Origin of the sequence: Stenotrophomonas sp. 364 (assembly GCF_009832905.1) — a bacterium.
GTDB lineage: Bacteria > Pseudomonadota > Gammaproteobacteria > Xanthomonadales > Xanthomonadaceae > Stenotrophomonas > Stenotrophomonas maltophilia_AP.
This window is the reverse complement of record NZ_CP047135.1, coordinates 3,248,776-3,266,617: the sequence shown is the minus strand read 5'-3', so window position 1 is coordinate 3,266,617 and position 17,842 is coordinate 3,248,776. Positions and strand designations below refer to the sequence as shown.

Below are 17,842 nucleotides of genomic sequence, written 5' to 3'. Positions count from 1 at the left end.
GCAGAGCCCGGCACTACAATGGGCGCATTGCAACTACAGGCTGGACCTTCATGGCTTCGATCCGCATCGCGATGGCGCAGTTTGATTTCCCGGTGGGCGCCGTGGCGCAGAACACCGACAACATCATCGCGATGATCGCCGAGGCGCGCGATGAGTACGGTGCCGAGCTGGTGGTGTTTCCGGAGCTGGCCATCAGCGGCTATCCGCCGGAAGACCTGCTGCTGCGCCCGGGCTTCCTGTACGACTGCGAACAGGCGCTCAAGCGCATTGCCGCGGCCACGACCGGCATCGCCGCCGTGGTGGGCTGGCCGCAGGCCACCGGTTCGGTGGTGTATAACGCGGCCAGCGTGCTGCGCGATGGCAAGGTGGAGCACACCTACCGCAAGCGCGAGCTGCCCAACTACGCGGTGTTCGATGAACGCCGCTACTTCGACGTGGACCCGGACGGCGGCAGCTGCGTGTTCGAGCTGAAGGGCGTGCCGGTGGGCGTGCTGGTCTGCGAGGACCTGTGGTTCGCCGAGCCGCTGGCCGACACCGTGCGCGAAGGCGCGCAGCTGGTGGTGGTGCCCAACGCCTCGCCGTACGAACGTGGCAAGCACGCCCAGCGCGATGCGCTGCTGGCCGAGCGCACCCGCGAGAGCGGGGCGGCGATCGTCTACCTCAACGTGGTCGGCGGCCAGGACGCGCTGGTGTTCGACGGCGCCTCGGTGGTGGCCGATGGCGACGGCACCGTGCACCCGGCTGCCGCCGCGTTCACCGACCAGTGGCTGGTGGTCGACTACGACGCCGACACGCGCCGCTTCCTGCCGCGCGAGTGGATCGACGACGGCGATGAAAGCATGGACGCGCTGGCCTGGCGCGCGGTCACCCGCGGGATCCAGGACTACTGCCGCAAGAACGGCTTCAAGAAGGTGTGGCTGGGCCTGTCCGGCGGCATCGATTCGGCGCTGGTGCTGGCCATGGCGGTGGATGCGCTGGGCGCGGACAACGTCACCGCCGTGCGGCTGCCGTCGCGCTACACCGCTGACATGTCCAACGACCTGGCGGCCGAGCAGTGCCGCGCGCTGGGCGTGAAGCTGGACGCCGTCTCGATCGAGCCGGTGTTTGAAGGCCTGATGGCCGCGCTGGGCCCGATGTTCGAAGGCCAGGCCGCCGATGTGACCGAAGAGAATCTGCAGTCGCGCGCCCGCGGCGTGATCCTGATGGCGTTGTCGAACAAGTTCGGCGGGCTGCTGCTGACCACCGGCAACAAGAGCGAGTATGCGGTCGGCTACGCCACCATCTACGGCGACATGTGCGGTGGCTATGCCCCGCTGAAGGACCTGTACAAGACCGAGGTGTTCGGCCTGTCCAAGTGGCGCAACACGGTGGGCGGTGCGCCGGTGATCCCGCCGGCGGTGATCAGCCGCCCGCCCTCGGCCGAGCTGCGTGCCAACCAGACCGACCAGGATTCGCTGCCGGCCTACGACGTGCTGGACGGCATCCTGTACCGTTACGTGGACCAGGAGCAGTCGCGCGAGGAGATCGTGGCCGCCGGGTATGCCGCCGAGGTGGTGGACCGCGTGCTGCGCCTGGTGCGCACCAGCGAATGGAAGCGCCACCAGGCAGCGCCCGGCCCTAAGGTGTCGCGGCGCGCGTTCGGGCGGGAGCGGCGGTACCCGATCAGTAACGGCTACAAGGGCTGAGCCGGGGCGGCGCCGACCGTACGCCGCCCCGATCCGGTCAGCGCAGCGCGTCCTGCGGTAGCGTGTCGATGCCGTCGGAGGCGCGGGCGATGTCGGCCGCGCTGACGTTCCAACCCGGCAGAGCCGCCCCGGGCATGGTGCCCAGGCGCGCGTCGACGAAGGCCAGCACGTCCGCGCTGGCCGCATGCAGGCTTTCGGAATGGGTGGCCGGGTAGCTGCGGAAGCGTAGCGGCTGCTGGTTAATGGCCAGCACCAGCCCGTACAGCAGCGCGCCCAGATAGGCCACATCCGTGTCTGCGCTGCCATGGGCGAGCAGCAAGGGCTGGTCGAAGCCGCGCAGCGGCATGGCCAGGTAGCTGTCCAGGGTCGTGGTGATGCCCGGGAGCGCACTCAACGGCGTATGGAAGTAATCGGACAGCGTGACCCCTTCCAGTTCAAGGGTCAGCTCGGCCAGGCACAGCTGCCGGGCCTGCGCCAACCGTGCGCGGCCCACGTCGGTGAGCAGGTCGGCGATACGGGGGTCGGCCTGGATCAGCCCGTTGATCAGATAGGTCAGGTAGGCGGTACCCCCGGCGCCGAGTTGCTGGGTCGAGCCCGGTCCCAGGCCGCGGGTGGTCAGGTTGACCCAGGCCGGGGTGCCGGTGCCCACCGCGCCGCGGAAGTCCAGCGCCGGCCCGCCGAGCTCGGTGGCCACGCTGGCCGCATATACCGCCGCGCCCGCGCCCTGCGAATACCCCACCGAGACCCAGCGTGGCGCCAGGTGGCGGGTCACCGGCAACGCGGCATTGAGCTGCTGGCTCGCCTTGACCATATCCACGATGTTGTGGGCCACGCTGGGGCCGTGCAGGTAGGCATGTTCGCCTGGCGAGCCCAGCCCCTGGAAATCCGAGGCGACGATCGCATAGCCCCGCTGGAGAAACAGGTCCAGGTAAGCGGCGTCGCGCGCCGGTCGGGTCGGACCGCCTGCCGAGGGCGCGCATCGGTCGGCCGTGCCCTGGGTGCCGTGCGCCCAGGACACCACCGGCCAGCCGCCAGCCGGGGCCGGGCCCGACGGGAGCATCACCAGCCCGGTCGCCAGCGCAGGACGCTGGTGCAGGTCGGTGGTTGCGTAGGTGAGCTTGTAGGTCTGGTCGGCATGCCCGGGCAGCCAGTCGGCCTGGAAGCGGTCGCTGGAGATCAGCTGGCCGGCGTCCTGGGCCAGGGAGGCAAGCGGGGACAGCGCCAGCACGGCGCAAAGCAGGGTGGTGGCGCGGCGTCGGTGACGGTGAAGCTGGGTCATGGGAGCTCCCTGCGGGCCGGGATGGCCTGCTTCGAGCGCGGCAGTCTGCGTGGGGAGCCCGCCTCGACGCTGGGATGGCGGTCGCAACTCACCCTGTATCAGCCGATTCCTAGGCAGGGCGCGACCGCTCGACCCACAACGCAAAAGGGCCCCTTGCGGGGCCCTTTGGGGATTACGACGGCGCGCCTACTTGCGGTTCATCGTCGCATTGCGCTGGCCGGTACTGGCGGACTTCTCGCCGGCAAACGGGTTCAGCTTACGCACCATCCACGGATACTTCGGCCAGTTGCCCTGCAGCCAGGGGTGCTCGGGCTGGTTCATCTCCAGCACGCGGCGGGCATCGTCGGCCAGGGTCTTGTTGCCCAGGCGGGTATAGGCCTCGCCCAGGGTGGCCACGGCGTCGTACTGGAAGGCGCTCTGCGGGTAGGTTTCCAGCAGGTAGTTGGCGCGGCCTGCGGCCGACACCCAGGCCTGGCGGCGCAGATAGTACAGGGCGTTGTCCAGCTCGTGCTGGGCGAACACGTCGCGCAGCTCGATCATGCGCTGGCGCGCATCGGCCGCGTAACGGCTGTTCGGGTAGCGGTCGACGACGATGTTGAAGTCGGCGTAGGCCTGGTGCGGGGTGGACAGGTCGCGGCGGCTCGGGTCCAGCGACCACACGCGACGCAGGAACACCGTATTGCGGTTGCCGTTGGACAGGCCGCGCAGGTAGTACATGTAGGCGATGTTGCGGTGGGTCGGATAGGTCCGGATGAAGCGGTCGATGCTGGACACCGCGTCATCGTGCTTGCCGGCCTTGTACTGCGCGTAGGCGGTTTCGATCATCGCCTGTTCGGTGTACGGGCCATACGGGTACTGGGCGATCAGGCGGCGGAAGTTGGCTTCGGCCCCGCTCCAGTTGCCGCCTTCCATCAGGCGGTGGCTCTTCTCGTAGATCTGTTCGACCGGCAGGCCTTCGTCCGGATTGTCCCCCTTGGTGCCGCGGTGGCAGCCAGTGGCGACGAGGGCCAGGACCAGCAGCAGGGCGGCGGTGCGGACGGGCGCGGACAGCAAAGAAGAGCGTCGGATCATGGGGTCAGGGCGGGACGCGGCTGGAATACGAAGGGTCGATGATAGCCTAGTGGCCTGTCCTGCGACTGAAAGTGGTCGCCCGGACCCCAAATTTGTCTCCCAGCGGTGCTTTCCCCATGTCCGATAACGCTTCCGAATCCGAATCCCCCCGCCAGGCCGTGGTGCCCGATACCGCCGCAGGACGGCGTTTTGACGCCGTCCTGGCCGAGCTGTTCCCCGAATTCTCCCGGTCCAAGCTGACCGAGTGGATCAAGTCCGGCGACGTCCTGCTGGACGGCCAGGCCGTGCGCGGGCGAGACCCGGTGCGGGGCGGCGAGGTGGCCAGCCTGCATGTCGTGCTTGACACCCAGACCCATGCCGAGCCGGAGGACATCCCGCTGGAGGTGCTGTACGAGGACGAGCACGTGTTCGTCATCAACAAGCCGGTCGGGCTGGTGGTCCACCCCGGCGCGGGCAACCCCACCGGTACGCTGGTCAACGCCCTGCTGTTCCGCGACCCGTCGCTGTCGGTGCTGCCGCGCGCAGGCATCGTGCACCGCCTGGACAAGGACACCAGCGGGGTGATGGTGATCGCCCGCACGATCCAGGCGCAGACCGCGCTGGTCGAGCAGCTGTCGGCGCGCGAAGTGCACCGCCAGTACCTGGCCATCGTGGTGGGCGCGCTGGTGTCCGGTGGCACCGCCGATGCGGCCATCGACCGCCATCCGCGCGACCGCGTGCGCATGGCCGTGCGTGAAGACGGCAAGGACGCGATCACCCATTACCGCCTGCGCGAGCGCTTCCGTGCGCACACCGCGCTGGAATGCCGCCTGGAAACCGGCCGTACCCACCAGATCCGCGTGCACATGGCGCACCTGCGCCACCCGATCATCGGCGACCAGCTGTACGGTGGCGCGCTGAAGCTGCCCAAGGGTGCCAGCGATGAACTGGTTGCGCAGCTGCGCGGCTTCAAGCGCCAGGCGCTGCACGCCGAAACGCTGGAGTTCGTGCACCCCATCACCGGTGAGACCATCACCAACAGCGCGCCGCCGCCGGCGGACATGCAGGCGCTGATGCAGGCGCTGCGCGAAGACAGCAAGCGCTTCGCCGAGCTGGAACGCGGGCGCCGCTGATGCCCGCACCGGTTCCGTTGCTGGCGGCCGACTGGCCTGCGCCCCCCGGGGTGCAGGCGGGCACCACCCTGCGCTACGGCGCGGGTGGGTCGGTGCCGCCGTTCGACCAGTTCAACATGGGCAACCGCTACGCCGCCGACGGCGACGACCCGGCCCAGGTGCAGCGCAACCGTGACCTGCTGCAGGCCGGGCTGGCGCTGCCCTCGGCGCCGCACTGGCTGCGCCAGGTGCATGGCACCACGGTGCTTCGGTTCGACGCTGCGCCCACCGCGCAGGGCGTGGAAACCGAGCCGACCGCCGATGCGGCGGTGACCTCGGTGCCGGGCGTGGTGCTGGCCATCCTCACCGCAGACTGCCTGCCGGTGGTGCTGGCTGCCCGCGATGGCAGCGAGATCGGCGCGGCCCATGCCGGATGGCGCGGCCTGGCCGACGGCATGCTGGAAGCCACGGTGGCTGCCATGCGCACTCCGGCGGCGCAGCTGCAGGCGTGGCTGGGACCGGCGGCCGGCCCGACCCATTACGAAGTGGGCGAAGACGTGTTCGCGGCCTTCGTCGAACGCGATGCAGGCGCCGAAGCGGCGTTCGCGGCCACCCGCCCGGGGCACTGGAAGGTGGACCTGTACGCGCTGGCCCGGCGCCGCCTGCACAGCGTGGGGGTCGACCCGGCGCAGATCAGCGGCGGCCAGCTGTGCAGCATCGACGACCCGCAACGGTTCTATTCGCACCGCCGCGACCGCCGTACCGGGCGCATGGCAACCCTGGCCTGGATGGCGCGCTGAGCCGATGGACCGCACCCCGGCCGACGTCGACCGCAGCGCTGGCCACGCGGTGATCGTGTTCGACGGGATCTGCGCGCTGTGCAGCCGCTGGGTACGGTTCCTGCTGCGCTTCGACCGGCAGGGGCGCTATCGGTTCGCGGCGATGCAGGGCAGCCACGGCCGTTCACTGCTGCAGCAGCACGGACTGGACCCGGACGATCCGCTGTCGTTCCTGTTGCTGGAGAACGGCCAGGCCTGGACCGATACCGATGCGATCCTGCGGGTGCTGGCCGGGCTTGGCGGCGCCTGGCGGCTGACAGCCGTGCTGCGGCTGCTGCCGTCAGCCTGGCGCGATCGCGCCTACCGCGCGCTGGCGCGCAACCGCTACCGCTGGTTCGGGCGGCATGACAGCTGTTACCTGCCGGCGCCCGGACAGGCCGGGCGATTTCTCGACTGAGCCGGTTTCACCGCTCCAGCCAGGCCAGGGAGTCTGCGGCCGTCGTATCGCTGTCTGGAGCAACCACTGCATAGGTGATCCGTCGATTGCGTGCGCGCCCCGCATCGTCGCGGTTGTCGGCGATGGGGTGCTGATGCCCGTGGCCGGTGGCGACCAGCATCGCGGCCGGTACGCCGCGTTCCTGGAGTGCCTGCGCCACCGTCGCGGCGCGCTGCTGGCTCAACAGCAGGTTGGCGTCGGCGCGGCCGTTGCTGTCGGTGTGCGCGGCCACATCGATGCGCGTGCCTGCCGGCAGCAGCGTCAGTGCGGCCGCCACGGCGTCCACGGTGTCGGTGCTGTCGCCGGTCAGCACGGCCGATCCGGCACGGAATTTCAATGTGGTCTGGTTCAACGCATCCACCACCGTGGTGGCGTCGGCCTGCGCAGGCAGGGCGGCCAGCGCCGCCAGCCCCGGGCCCCACAGCCCGGTGGTCTGCAGATCGGCGAAGTGGCGGCGGAGCAGCCGTGACACCTCCAGGCGCCGCGCGGCGACCATCGCCGAGGTATCCACCCGCAACGTATCGCCGTTGAAGTCCAGCAGCAGCCCGTCGCCTTCCAGCTGTTGAATGCGGGCGGTCAGCCGGTCCAGCCAGCGTGGGTGCCGGGTCGCCGGATCCAGCGCGATTCCGCCGCGCACGGCATCGCGGCCATGCAGGGCGGTGAGCGCATTCCAGGCCTGGCGCCGGGCCGCTTCGCTGGGCAGGCGGCCCTGCACCAGGACGCGGTTGCCGTACTGGTGCAGCGACAACCGGGCATCGCGTTGTTCGGTGATGACCGGCGGCGCCCAGTGCGGCGCGCGGATCTTCAGCAGCAGCCAGGTGCTGAATGCGATCAGCGCGACGCCCGCCAGCGGCCACAGCATGCCGCGCAGGGCCAGGCCCTGGACCGTTCGCGCCGGCGCGGGCGTGGATCCCCGCAGGCGAGGCAGGCGCGCGGGGCGGAATGCAGCAGCGCGCACAGGTCTGGCCGCGCTGGCCAACGTGACCAGGCCGGGCAGCAGTTCGCAGGCGATCACCCGGAACGTGCCGGGCGGAAAGCCGGCACGACGCGCCATCGTGACCAGTGCATGGGTGCCGATGGCGTGTTCGAGTTCGCTCGCCAGCAGCGGGCGGGAGGGTTCGCCCGGTCGCTGCCAGCTACGGAACTGGGCACCCAGCCCGGCCTGCTCGAACTGTTGCGCCAGGCCGTCCAGGCCCAGCGGGTGCGACGCGATCCAGCGGGACAGCACATTCACCACGCTGCGGGCGCGGTAGCCGAGTTCCAGTCGTACGGCGGCATCATCGATGAATCGTTCGAACGCTGACATGCACTCCATCCCCTTGAATGACCGCGCACGCGACGGTGCACGAACCGGCCCAAGCGATATGGATGGGCTCTTGGGGGCGTCACTTTGGTCAGGGACCGTCAATGCGGAATGAAATTTCGCGTGTGCTTTCGTCTCTGTGGGGCGTAGCAGGACCGCGATAATCGAGGTCTATTGCCGCAAGGCATTGTGCCGCCGACGATTACCGCGTGAGGCGCGGCGATTGCGACATCCGGCGGGGCGAAAGCTGCGCGTAAAGCGACGTGTTTCATCTGCAATCAAGTCGTGCGGAAAGCGTCACCGGTTGCGCGACGTTCGTAGGTGGACCCGAACAAGCCGTGGGTGGCGCTCGTCAGCCGACACCAACAAGCGGGTAGATCCGACCGTTGGTCGGCTGCGCCGCGCAAGGCGCGGTGCGTCTATCAGGTATTGCGGTGTCGGGAGGAAGTGCAGCCGACCAACGGTCGGCTGCGCCGCGCAAGGCGCGGTGCGTCCATCAGGTATTGCGGTGTCGGGAGAAAGGGCAGCCGACCAACGGTCGGCTCTACGCCGGGGGACCCGCATTTCGCCGGGAGCCGACACGAACAACCCGGTGGGCGCCGACCACCGGCCGACGCGTACAAACCGGCGGGTGTTGATCGTCGGCCGGTACAAACAAGCCGGTAGAGCCGACCGTTGGTCGGCTGCGCCGCGCAAGGCGCGGTGCGTCCATCAGGTATTGCGGTGTCGGGAGGAAGAGCAGCCGACCAACGGTCGGCTCTACGCCCGGGGGGATCCGCATTTCGCCGGGAGCCGACACGAACAACCCGGTGGGCGCCGACCACCGGCCGACACGGACAAATCGGCGGGTGTTGATCGTCGGCCGATACAAACAGGCCGGTAGAGCCGACCGTTGGTCGGCTGCACCGCGCAAGGCGCGGTGCGTCCATCAGGTATTGCGGTGTCGGGAGGAAGGGCAGCCGACCAACGGTCGGCTCTACGCCGGGGGGGATCCGCATTTCGCCGGGAGCCGACACGAACAACCCGGTGGGCGCCGACCACCGGCCGACACGGACAAATCGGCGGGTGTTGATCGTCGGCCGATACAAACAGGCCGGTAGAGCCGACCGTTGGTCGGCTGCACCGCGCAAGGCGCGGTGCGTGCATCAGGTATCGCGGCGCTGGGAGGAAGGGCAGCCGACCAACGGTCGGCTCTACGCTGAGGGGCCCGCATTGCACTGGGTCCGCGATCAGCCCTCCAGCGCCTGCAGATAGGTCTGCCGCCAGTGGTTGATGTCGTAGGTGCGCAGGTGCTCCATCATGGCCTGCCAACGCTCGGTGCGTTTGCGCAGGGGCATGGTGGCGGCGGTGGCGATCGCATCGGCCACGCCGTCCAGGTCATGCGGGTTCACCAGCAGCGCCTGCTTGAGTTCATCGGCCGCACCGGCCAGCAGTGACAGCACCAGCACGCCGGGGTTCTCCGGGTCCTGCGAGGCCACGTATTCCTTGGCGACCAGGTTCATGCCGTCGCGCAGCGGGGTGACAAGGCCCACGGACGCTGCCCGGTAGAAACCGGTCAGGGTGGCGTGGGTGAAGTTCTGGTTGACGTAGCGCAGCGGGGTCCAGTCCGGCGCGGCATGGCCACCGTTGATGTGCCCGGCGATCTGTTCCAGCTGGCCGCGCAGCTGGCGGTACTCGGTGACATCGCCGCGCGACACCGGCGCGATCTGCAGGTAGGTGAGGCTGCCGCGCTGGTCGGGGTGGCGTTCCAGGTAGCGCTCGAAGCCCTGGAAGCGTTCCGGCAGGCCCTTGGAATAGTCCAGCCGGTCCACGCCGATGGCCAGTTGGCGGTCGCGCAGGCTATTGCGCAGGTCGCGCACGGCGGGCTTGTTGGCACCAGCCTTGGCCTGGCGCTCGATGTGCGCGGTATCGATGCCGATCGGGAAGGCGGCGGCACGGAAGCGGCGGCCACCGGGGGCTTCCAGTTCGCCATCGGCCACCACCCGGCCGCCACCGAACAGGCGCACGTAGGACTGGAAACGGTCGGTGTCGCGCTGGGTCTGGAAGCCCACCAGGTCGTAGGCGTACAGGCTGGAAAAAAGCCGCAGATGGTCGGGCATGGCCTGCAGCAGGTCGGCCGAGGGCATCGGCACGTGCAGGAAGAACCCGATGCGGCAGCCAATGCCACGCTCGCGCAGCAGCGAGGCCAGCGGAATCAGGTGGTAGTCGTGGATCCACACGATGTCGTCTTCGCGCAGCAGCGGCGCCAGCTTTTCGGCGAACAGTGCATTGACCCGGCGGTACGTTTCGCGGGTGGCGCGGTCGTAGTCCACCAGGTCCAGGCGGAAGTGCAGCAGCGGCCACAGCGTGCGGTTGGCAAAGCCGTTGTAGTAGCCGTCCACGTCGGGCTTGTTGAGGTCCATGGTGACGTAGCGGATGTCCCCCTCGGTCTGCTCATGCAGCGCACCGCTGGGGTCGCGCACCGACTTGCCACTCCAGCCGAACCACATGCCGCCGCGTTCCTTCAGCGCGGCCAGCAGCCCTACTGCAAGCCCGCCGGGCGCGGCCACGCCGGGTGCCGCGACGCGGTTGGAGACAACAACCAGCCGACTCATGATGCTTCCTGCCAGCTGCGCGACAGCCGCATCGCCGCGGTGATCAGGCCCACGTGCGAATAGGTCTGCGGGAAGTTGCCCCAGGCCTCCCCGTTGTCGAAGGCAAGATCTTCGGACAGCAGGCCCAGATGGTTGCGGCGTTCCAGCAGCGTCTCGAACATGTCGCGCGCTTCGTCCATGCGGCCGATCGCGGCGAGCGCGTCGATGTACCAGAAGGTGCAGATGGTGAAGCTGGTTTCCGGCTCGCCGAAGTCGTCCGGTGCAACGTAGCGGTACAGCGCATTGCCGTGCTTGAGGTCGCGACCGATCGCCTCGACGGTGGCGATGAAGCGCGCATCGTGCGCTTCGATGAAGCCGATGTCGGCCAGCAACAGCAGGGAGGCATCCAGACGGTGGCCACCGAAGGTGTCGGTGAAATGACCCAGGTCCTCGCTCCAGGCCTCACGCAGGATGCGCGCATGGATGGTGTTGGCACGGTCGCGCCAGTAGTCGGCGCGGTCATCCAGCTTGAGCCGGATGGCGATCTTGCACAGGCGGTCGCACGCGGCCCAGCACATGGCGCTGGTGTAGGTGTGCACTTCGGTGCGGCCGCGGAATTCCCACAGGCCGGCATCGGGCACGTCGTGCAGAGCGAAGGCCTGCTCGCCCAGCGGTTCCAGCCGCGCGAAGGTGTGCGCGTCGCCCGGGTCCTGCAGGCGCTGGTCGAAGAACAGCTGGGTGGAGGCCAGTACCACGCTGCCGTACACGTCGTGCTGGCGCTGTACCCAGGCCAGGTTGCCACGCCGCACCGGACCCATGCCGCGGTAGCCGTCCAGCGAGGCCACTTCGGTTTCCTCCAGCTTGGCCTCGAAACCGATGCCGTACAGCGGCTGCAGGCTGCCATCGGTGGTGGCCAGGTTGAAGATGTAGCCCAGGAACTGTTCCATGGTGCGGGTGGCGCCCAGGCGGTTGAGCGTGCGCACCACGAAGGCGGCATCGCGCAGCCAGCAGTAGCGGTAGTCCCAGTTGCGGATGCTGCCCGGCGCTTCGGGAATGGAGGTGGTCATCGCGGCGATGATCGCGCCGCTGTCTTCGTACTGGCACAGCTTCAGGGTGATCGCGCTGCGGATCACCGCGTCCTGCCATTCCAGCGGAATGGACAGATAGCGTACCCATTCGCGCCAGTAGTCGCGGGTGCGCTGGAAGGACTCCTGCACATAGCCGCTGAGCGAGCGGTTCAACGACTCGTCCACGCCCAGCACCAGGTTGACCGGGTGGCTGAGCACGAACGGCAGGCCGTCGCGCACGAGGCGCAGCGGCACGTCGGTGGTCAGCCGCAGCACGTGGTCGGGCAGCTCCCAGCGGATGTGGTTACTGCCCCACGTGGAGGCCGGCACGCGCGCGCCCCAGTCGGCCAGCGGGCGGGCACGCACGATGATGCGCGGGTTGCCGGCCAGGGGGCGCACCTGGCGGATCAGGCTGACCGGGCGGTAGAAGCGGTCGTTCTGGCGCCAGCGCGGCGCGAAATCGATGATCTCCAGCGCGCCGCCGTGCTTGTCGTGCAGCACGGTGCGCAGGATCGCGGTGTTGGTGAGGTAGCTCTGCTCGGTGCTGACCAGGTCTTCGAGCTCGATCGCGAAATCGCCGCCCTCGTTCTGGTTGGGGCTGAGCAGGGCGCAGAAGGTGGGGTCGCCATCGAACGTGGGCAGGCAACTCCAGACCACGCGCGCCTGCTGGTCGATCAGGGCGCCGAAGCTGCCATTGCCGACCACGCCAAGATTCAGATCAGGTTGTTTCATGGGCACTGCAATCTCGCTCAGGACAGGCCGCTGCACGCAAGGCCAGCGGCACGTTGGGTGGGGCGCCCACGCGCGATCTGGCGCGGGCGGGAAGGAGTCAGTAGGCGTTTTCCTGCAGCCAGGCGTGCACGCTGCGGATGTGCGGCAGCGCGAACACTGCGGCGCTGGGACTGCGCGCGCCCACCAGGACGCTCCAGCCATGCTGCGCGTTGGCCGCATCGAAGCCGAATTCGTCAGTGAGGTCGTCGCCGAGGAATACCGGCAGGCGGCCACGGAACGGGGGGTGCTGCATCAGTTGCTGCAGGGCGCGGCCCTTGTCACTGCCTTCCGGCACAAACTCCACGACGTGGTCGCCCGGCTGCAGGCGGTACGCGGCATTGCCGCGGATATGCCGCTCGGCGAACGCGCGCACGTCGCTGGCGGCGTGCGGCGCACCGCGCCAGTGCAGGGCCAGGCTGCGGCCCTTGTCTTCGACCAGCACGCCGGGATGGCCGTGCGCGAAACGCATGGCCTGCTGGTGCACGGCGTGCAGCCATTCACTGGTGTCGGTGGTGCCGGCGGGACTGTCGAGGCGGCCGTCGGCGATGCGCAGCTCGTGGCCATGCAGGCCGGCGGCGGGCAGGTGAAGTGGGGCGAACAGCTCGTCGAGCTGGTTGAGCGGGCGCCCGCTGATCAACGCCACGGCGCCTTCCAGGCGGTCGCTGATGCGCCCGATGGCATTGCGCACTTCCGGCAGCAGCGTGACCGCTTCGGGGTCGCGTTCGAATTCAATCAGGGTGCCATCCACGTCGAGGAACAACGCGCAGGCATCGTCCAGCAACGGCGGCGGCGGACGTGGGGGGAGGTCGTTGGCCATGCGGGACAACATGCCAGCGTGGGTGTGATTGCCAGGTCATGGCAGGGTGCCGCGCGTTGTTTTCACGCGCGGTGCGGCGATGCACTCCGCCGCGGCGCATGTACGGCGGCCGGGAGCAGAGCAGCCGACCAACGGTCGGCTCTACCTGTTCCGCGCGTTCACCGTCCGGTAGAGCCGACCGTTGGTCGGCTGCACCCCCGGTCAGAACGTATACCGCACACGCCCGTAGTAATACGCCCCATTGCTGCCCACCGGCGACAACACGTCATACGGCAGGTTGCCGTAATAGTAGATGTCGTCGTTGGACAGGTCCGAGTAGTTGTCGGTGAGGTTCTGCCCGCCCACCGCCACGCTCCACTGCGGGGTGATCTTGAACTCCACTTCGGCATCCAGCTGCCACTCGGCGCCGTAGGTCTGGCGCGGGACGAAGCCGTCGCCGAAGTTGAACACGCGGGTGACGCTGCCGTAGCGGTTCACCCGGCTGCTCAGCGACCAGCGGTCGTTGCTCCAGCTGGCCGCCACCGAGCCGCGGGTGCGCGGGGTGGCGTCGGTGAGGGTATTGGTTTCCTCCACGCCGAACAGCACGTAATCCGGGTCCAGCGCGAGCAGGCTGGCCGGCGTGGCCAGCACGTTCTTCAGCGTGGTCTTGGTGTACGCATAGGTGCCGGTCAGCACCAGCTCACCGCTGCCCAGCGACTGGCGCCAGTTGCTCACCAGCTCGGCGCCGCGGGTACGGGTGTCGGCGGCGTTGACGAAGAAGCTGGCGCTCTGCAGGCCGGCCACGCCGAACTGCTGCTGCACGTAGTCGGTGAGCGCATCGCCGGTGATGCTCTCCGACAACGCGATGCGGTCGTCGATGTCGATCTGGAAGAAGTCCAGCGAGACATCGAAGTGGTCACCGATGCGGCTGGTGAAGCCCAGGCTGGTGTTGACCGACTTCTCCGGCTTCAGGTCGGTGGCGCCCAGGCCACGCGCGATCGGGTTGTTCACCGACAGCACCCGGCCCTGCACCAGCTGCCCGGCCGCGTTGTAGCCGGTGGAGGTGGACTCGTAGCCGATCTGTGCCAGCGACGGGGCGCGGAAATTGTTGGAGATCGCACCGCGCAGTGCGAACGCCGGGGCGAACTCGTAACGCAGGCCGAGCTTGCCGGTGAGCTCGCCACCGAAGTCGTCGCTGTGCTCATAACGCGCGGCCAGGTCGCTGGAGAAGTGCTCGCCGAACTGGCTGGACAGGCTGACGTAGGCGCTGGCCACGTCGCGCGACAGCGTGGTGGCGTCCTGCGGGGTCAGGCCGCCGCCGGCCTGCGAGCCGGTCGGGCGGTCGGTGAACGGGCCGGCGGCATAGCTGCTCGGGTCGCCCGGGCGGGTCTGGTAGTGGTCGCGCCGTGCTTCCACACCCAGGCCAAGGCTGTGGGTGATGTTCTCGCCCTGGCTGAACACCCGGCCGAGGTCGAGGTTGGCCACGGTCAGTTCGTTGCGGTAGTCGCCGGTCTTGAAGCGGGTCGGGCTGGTCGGGCCCAGCGAGGCATTGAGCGAGTTGCGCAGGCGGTAGGTGAAACTGTTGGTGCCATAGTCCAGGCTGGCGTCGTAGTTCCATTCGCCCCATTGACCCTTCGCACCGGCCACGGCCTGCACGTCGCGGTTTTCACCTTCGGAAATCGGCCGGTAGCCGTTCGGGTACACCTGCGCCCAGTTGGCGTCGCTGTCGGGGTAGCGGAAGTAGTTGGCGCCTTCGCTGTCGCGCTGGTTGAAGGTGCTGAAGAAGTAGAACTTGGAGGTCTCACCGAACGGCAGTTCGCTGTTGATCCAGGCGTTCAGATCCTTGGTCTTGCCGTCGCCCAGCACGTAGTTGCGCTTGCCCTGCAGGGCCAGGTTGGTGTCGCTCTGGTCCCACGGCGGGATCTGGTCGAAGCCGGCGCGATTGGTGCCTTCGTGGTTCTTCAGCTCCAGGCCAACGCGCAGGAAGCCGCCCTCATCGCCCAGCCGGATACCGACCTTGGCACTGGCGTAGCTGGTCTGGCCGTCGGTGATGGTGCGGTCGATCGGCTTGAGGTCGGTGTGGTTGGCACCGAAGCTGGCCTCGAATGCGCCGCCTTCCGGCGCGTCGTCGAGGATCACGTTGATGACCCCGGCCACCGCGTCGGAGCCGTACAGCGCGCCGGCGCCGTCGCGCAGCACTTCGATGCGCTTGATCGCGCTGATCGGAATGGCGTTGAAGTCCACCGGCGTGGTGCCCTTGCCGATCTTGCTGTCGGTGTTGACCAGCGCGCTGCTGTGGCGGCGCTTGCCGTTCACCAGCACCAGTACCTGGTCCGGGGACAGGCCACGCAGCTGCGCGGCGCGGATGTGGTCGGCGCCGCCGGAGTTGGACTGGCGCGGGAAGTTGAACGACGGCAGCAGCGCCTGCAGCGCGCTGCCCAGCTCGCCGTTGACCACGCCGGCCTTGCGGATGTCTTCGGCGGTCAGCACGTCCACCGGCGAGGTGGATTCGAGCACGGTGCGGTCCACTGCACGGGTGCCGGTGACGATCACGGTGTCCAGGGTGGTGGCCGAGCCGGGCGCGTCCTGCGCAGTTGCGTCCTGGGCGAGCAGGGGGGAAGAGAGGACGAGCGCAATGGCAAGGCCAAGGCGCGACGCAGACGGACGGGACATGCGGACTCCAGCAGGGCGACGAGGGGGAGGGGGAGGGGAAGGTGCTGGCGGTGCCGAAAAATGACCGGCACTACCAATCCATCCGGATGAAGCGATATATTATCTTGGCGTGATGGCTCATGTGATGCAAGTCCCATCGCGAGCCGGCATCAGCTGATAACCGCTGGTGATCGGCCAGGGAATCGGATGTCCCGCACGCTTGTCCCCCTCTGCACGTCTGCTTTCCTGGAGTGATGTCGATGAAGTCCCATGCCCTTCTGTTTGCCCTGGTGCTGGCCGCCAGCGGCTGCGCCACCGCCGCGCCTGCCGCCAAGCCGGTGCCGCCGGCCCCCGCCACGGCCACCGCGACCCTGCAGGGCGATGCCGCCCGCCCCGATGCCGCCGCCGGCTGGGTGCGCAGCGAGTTGTACTTCGGCGTGGGCGAGGAGAGCGGTGCTTCCGAGCGCAAGCAGACCGATGCCATCACCGAGGCACAGTGGCGCGCCTTCCTGGACAAGCAGGTCACCCCGCGCTTCCCGGACGGCCTGACCGTGTTCGATGCCTATGGCCAGTGGCTGTTCCGCGGCGCGGCCGAGCCCAACCGCCTGCGCACCAAGGTGCTGGTGGTGCTGCACGAGAACACCCCGCAGCGCCGTGCCGACATCGAGGCGATCCGCCTGGCGTGGAAGCAGGCCACCGGCCACCAGTCGGTGCTGTGGGCGCAGCAGGCGGTTGAAGTATCGTTCTGATCCCGGGCGCCACCGTGGCGCGGCAGGATGCAGCAATGAACACGATCAAGGGCGGGCGACATGCGGTGCTGGGCGCCGCGCTGCTGTGGATGGGCGTGAACGCGGCCGCGGCGGCCGCCGATGGCCCGGCGCTGCGCATGGAGGTGGGGCCAGGCCAGGTGGCGACCGCGCGGGTAGAAGCGCAGGGCACCCTGGCGCTGCTGCTGCCGTCGGGCCGCCAGCAGCGCCTGGACGGCGTGGCCGATGCCGATGGCGGTGCGCGGCTGAGCCAACTGGACGTCGATTTCGATGGCCGTCCCGAGCTGGTGGCGCGCGCCTCGGTCGGGCAGGTCAACGAAGCGGTGGCGGTTTACCGGTTCGACACCCGGCAGGCGCGGTTCGTCCCACTGGAACTCCCTGCCAGTTCGCACGAGCAATGCGGCGGGCTGATGGGCCTGGACGTGGACGCCGCCAACCGCACCCTGAGCAGCAGCTGCCGCAGTGGCCCGATGTGGTACGTCGATCTGTACCGCTACCACGATGGGCGGCTGTATCTGTACCGCGCCGAGCGCACCCTGATGCTGGGCGACGCGCTGGAGGCGACGATCTTCGTCAAGCAGACCGCCGAGAGTGGCCCGATGGCGGTCTGGAGCACGTTTGACCCTGCCGGCAACGTGCTGGAAACGGCCATCTCCGACGGGCTGGTGGCCCCGCGCAGTGACCGGCGGCTGCTGGCCTTCAGCGGCCAGGTAGTGCCGGCACGGCTGCCGTTGTATGCCCGGCCCGGCGACACCGCCACCCGCCGCTATCTGGTGCGCGATGACCGGGTGGAGCTGCTGGATGAAAAGGACGGCTGGGTGAAGGTGCGCTACGCCAACCCGACTCGGGGCGACATTCTCGGCTGGGTCAACGCCAACCCCTGAACGGGGTTCAGTCGCCCTCGCACTGGATGTGCAGGCCGTGGCGCTGCGCCTGGTCGAACAGCAGGATCAGGCGCAGGCCGACCTCGGCCAGCGGCCCTTCCGCGCCAATGGGCTCTTCCAGCAGCCGGCCGATCACTTCCTGCACCAGCGCGGCGGCCTGCCCGGGCGAAACACGCGGCGCGCCGTAGAACTCCTGCCGTAGCCGGCTCAGCTGCGGGTAGCGGCTGCCATCGGGGCTGAGAATGGCCTCTTCGTGGGCGTCGATCCACGCATGCCGCATGCGCGGCCCGGCGTCGTCCAGGTACAGGTCAAATGCCATGCGCGCCTCCCGGACTCAACGGTGCTGCCAGCTCACCGGCTGGCCTTGGCGCTGGCCGGTGGCCAGCCACAACAACAGACGCAGTCCGCTGCGGCGGACCACCGTATCGGCGGGATCCTGATCGGCCAGGCAGGCCAGCAGCGCGTCCATCGCGGCCGGCAGGTCATCGGGCGCAACACCGCCGCGGGGTGCACGCAGCATCTGCGCCAGCCACGGGTGTGCCACCGGGTCGATGCCGTGCAGCCACTGCTGCTCATGGAAGGACAGGAACTGCTGCGTGGTGGCACAGCGCAGAACGATCTGCATGAG

Annotated in this window: 15 protein-coding genes; 6 read left to right on the top strand and 9 right to left on the bottom strand. The window is 68.8% G+C overall.

Going from position 1 to position 17,842, the window contains the following annotated elements; all coding sequences use genetic code 11:
• Positions 1-50 precede the first annotated feature (50 nt).
• A complete protein-coding gene (locus tag GQ674_RS14770) occupies positions 51-1,685 on the top strand; it encodes an NAD+ synthase (RefSeq protein ID WP_159497676.1) in 1,635 nt (544 codons plus the stop codon).
• Between the two features lie 37 nt (positions 1,686-1,722).
• Here the strand turns inward: GQ674_RS14770 and GQ674_RS14765 are convergent, their stop codons facing one another.
• Together GQ674_RS14765 and GQ674_RS14760 are read right to left on the bottom strand one after the other, a co-directional pair.
• The gene (locus tag GQ674_RS14765; protein ID WP_236546093.1) at positions 1,723-2,964 is read right to left on the bottom strand and encodes a lipase family protein; all 1,242 of its coding nucleotides are present in this window, start codon (positions 2,962-2,964) and stop codon (positions 1,723-1,725) included.
• A gap of 186 nt (positions 2,965-3,150) precedes the next feature.
• On the bottom strand, positions 3,151-4,035 hold the full coding sequence (locus tag GQ674_RS14760; RefSeq protein ID WP_128097082.1) for an outer membrane protein assembly factor BamD: 885 nt from the start codon (positions 4,033-4,035) through the stop codon (positions 3,151-3,153).
• A gap of 116 nt (positions 4,036-4,151) precedes the next feature.
• On the opposite strand from GQ674_RS14760, the gene rluD reads away from it, so the two are divergent.
• The 3 genes from rluD to GQ674_RS14745 are packed head-to-tail and all read left to right on the top strand — an operon-like array spanning position 4,152 to position 6,362.
• Entirely contained in the window at positions 4,152-5,147 is a 996-nt protein-coding gene (gene rluD, locus GQ674_RS14755; RefSeq protein ID WP_128097083.1) for a 23S rRNA pseudouridine(1911/1915/1917) synthase RluD, read from the top strand.
• Entirely contained in the window at positions 5,147-5,926 is a 780-nt protein-coding gene (pgeF, locus tag GQ674_RS14750; RefSeq protein WP_159497675.1) for a peptidoglycan editing factor PgeF, read from the top strand. Before rluD ends, pgeF begins: the two co-directional genes overlap by 1 nt.
• Before the next feature lie 4 nt (positions 5,927-5,930).
• On the top strand, positions 5,931-6,362 hold the full coding sequence (locus tag GQ674_RS14745; RefSeq protein ID WP_159497674.1) for a thiol-disulfide oxidoreductase DCC family protein: 432 nt from the start codon (positions 5,931-5,933) through the stop codon (positions 6,360-6,362).
• Positions 6,363-6,369: 7 nt separating this feature from the next.
• Here GQ674_RS14745 and GQ674_RS14740 read toward each other — a convergent pair whose 3' ends face one another.
• From GQ674_RS14740 to GQ674_RS14720, 5 genes are all read right to left on the bottom strand, one after another.
• The gene (locus GQ674_RS14740; protein WP_159497673.1) at positions 6,370-7,707 is read right to left on the bottom strand and encodes an OmpA family protein; all 1,338 of its coding nucleotides are present in this window, start codon (positions 7,705-7,707) and stop codon (positions 6,370-6,372) included.
• A 1,226-nt stretch (positions 7,708-8,933) separates the two neighbouring features.
• Positions 8,934-10,298: an alpha,alpha-trehalose-phosphate synthase (UDP-forming) gene (gene otsA, locus GQ674_RS14735; RefSeq protein WP_159497672.1), complete on the bottom strand. Its 1,365-nt coding sequence runs from the start codon at positions 10,296-10,298 to the stop codon at positions 8,934-8,936.
• Entirely contained in the window at positions 10,295-12,076 is a 1,782-nt protein-coding gene (locus tag GQ674_RS14730; protein WP_159497671.1) for a glycoside hydrolase family 15 protein, read from the bottom strand. The genes otsA and GQ674_RS14730 overlap by 4 nt, the downstream gene beginning before the upstream one ends.
• A gap of 97 nt (positions 12,077-12,173) precedes the next feature.
• Positions 12,174-12,932, bottom strand: coding sequence for a trehalose-phosphatase (otsB, locus tag GQ674_RS14725; RefSeq protein WP_159497670.1), 759 nt, complete (start codon positions 12,930-12,932; stop codon positions 12,174-12,176).
• Positions 12,933-13,133: 201 nt separating this feature from the next.
• Positions 13,134-15,584: a TonB-dependent receptor gene (locus GQ674_RS14720; RefSeq protein WP_159497669.1), complete on the bottom strand. Its 2,451-nt coding sequence runs from the start codon at positions 15,582-15,584 to the stop codon at positions 13,134-13,136.
• Positions 15,585-15,823: 239 nt separating this feature from the next.
• Between GQ674_RS14720 and GQ674_RS14715 the strand changes: the two genes are divergently transcribed.
• Positions 15,824-16,312 carry a DUF3574 domain-containing protein gene (locus tag GQ674_RS14715; protein ID WP_159497668.1) on the top strand — a complete coding sequence of 163 codons (489 nt, stop codon included), beginning with the start codon at positions 15,824-15,826 and terminating at the stop codon, positions 16,310-16,312.
• Positions 16,313-16,347: 35 nt separating this feature from the next.
• On the top strand, positions 16,348-17,214 hold the full coding sequence (locus tag GQ674_RS14710) for an SH3 domain-containing protein (RefSeq protein WP_236546092.1): 867 nt from the start codon (positions 16,348-16,350) through the stop codon (positions 17,212-17,214).
• A 7-nt stretch (positions 17,215-17,221) separates the two neighbouring features.
• Here the strand turns inward: GQ674_RS14710 and GQ674_RS14705 are convergent, their stop codons facing one another.
• Both GQ674_RS14705 and GQ674_RS14700 read right to left on the bottom strand, forming a co-directional pair.
• The gene (locus GQ674_RS14705) at positions 17,222-17,533 is read right to left on the bottom strand and encodes a hypothetical protein (RefSeq protein ID WP_159497667.1); all 312 of its coding nucleotides are present in this window, start codon (positions 17,531-17,533) and stop codon (positions 17,222-17,224) included.
• A gap of 15 nt (positions 17,534-17,548) precedes the next feature.
• Positions 17,549-17,839 carry a hypothetical protein gene (locus GQ674_RS14700; RefSeq protein ID WP_159497666.1) on the bottom strand — a complete coding sequence of 97 codons (291 nt, stop codon included), beginning with the start codon at positions 17,837-17,839 and terminating at the stop codon, positions 17,549-17,551.
• Positions 17,840-17,842: the final 3 nt, after the last annotated feature.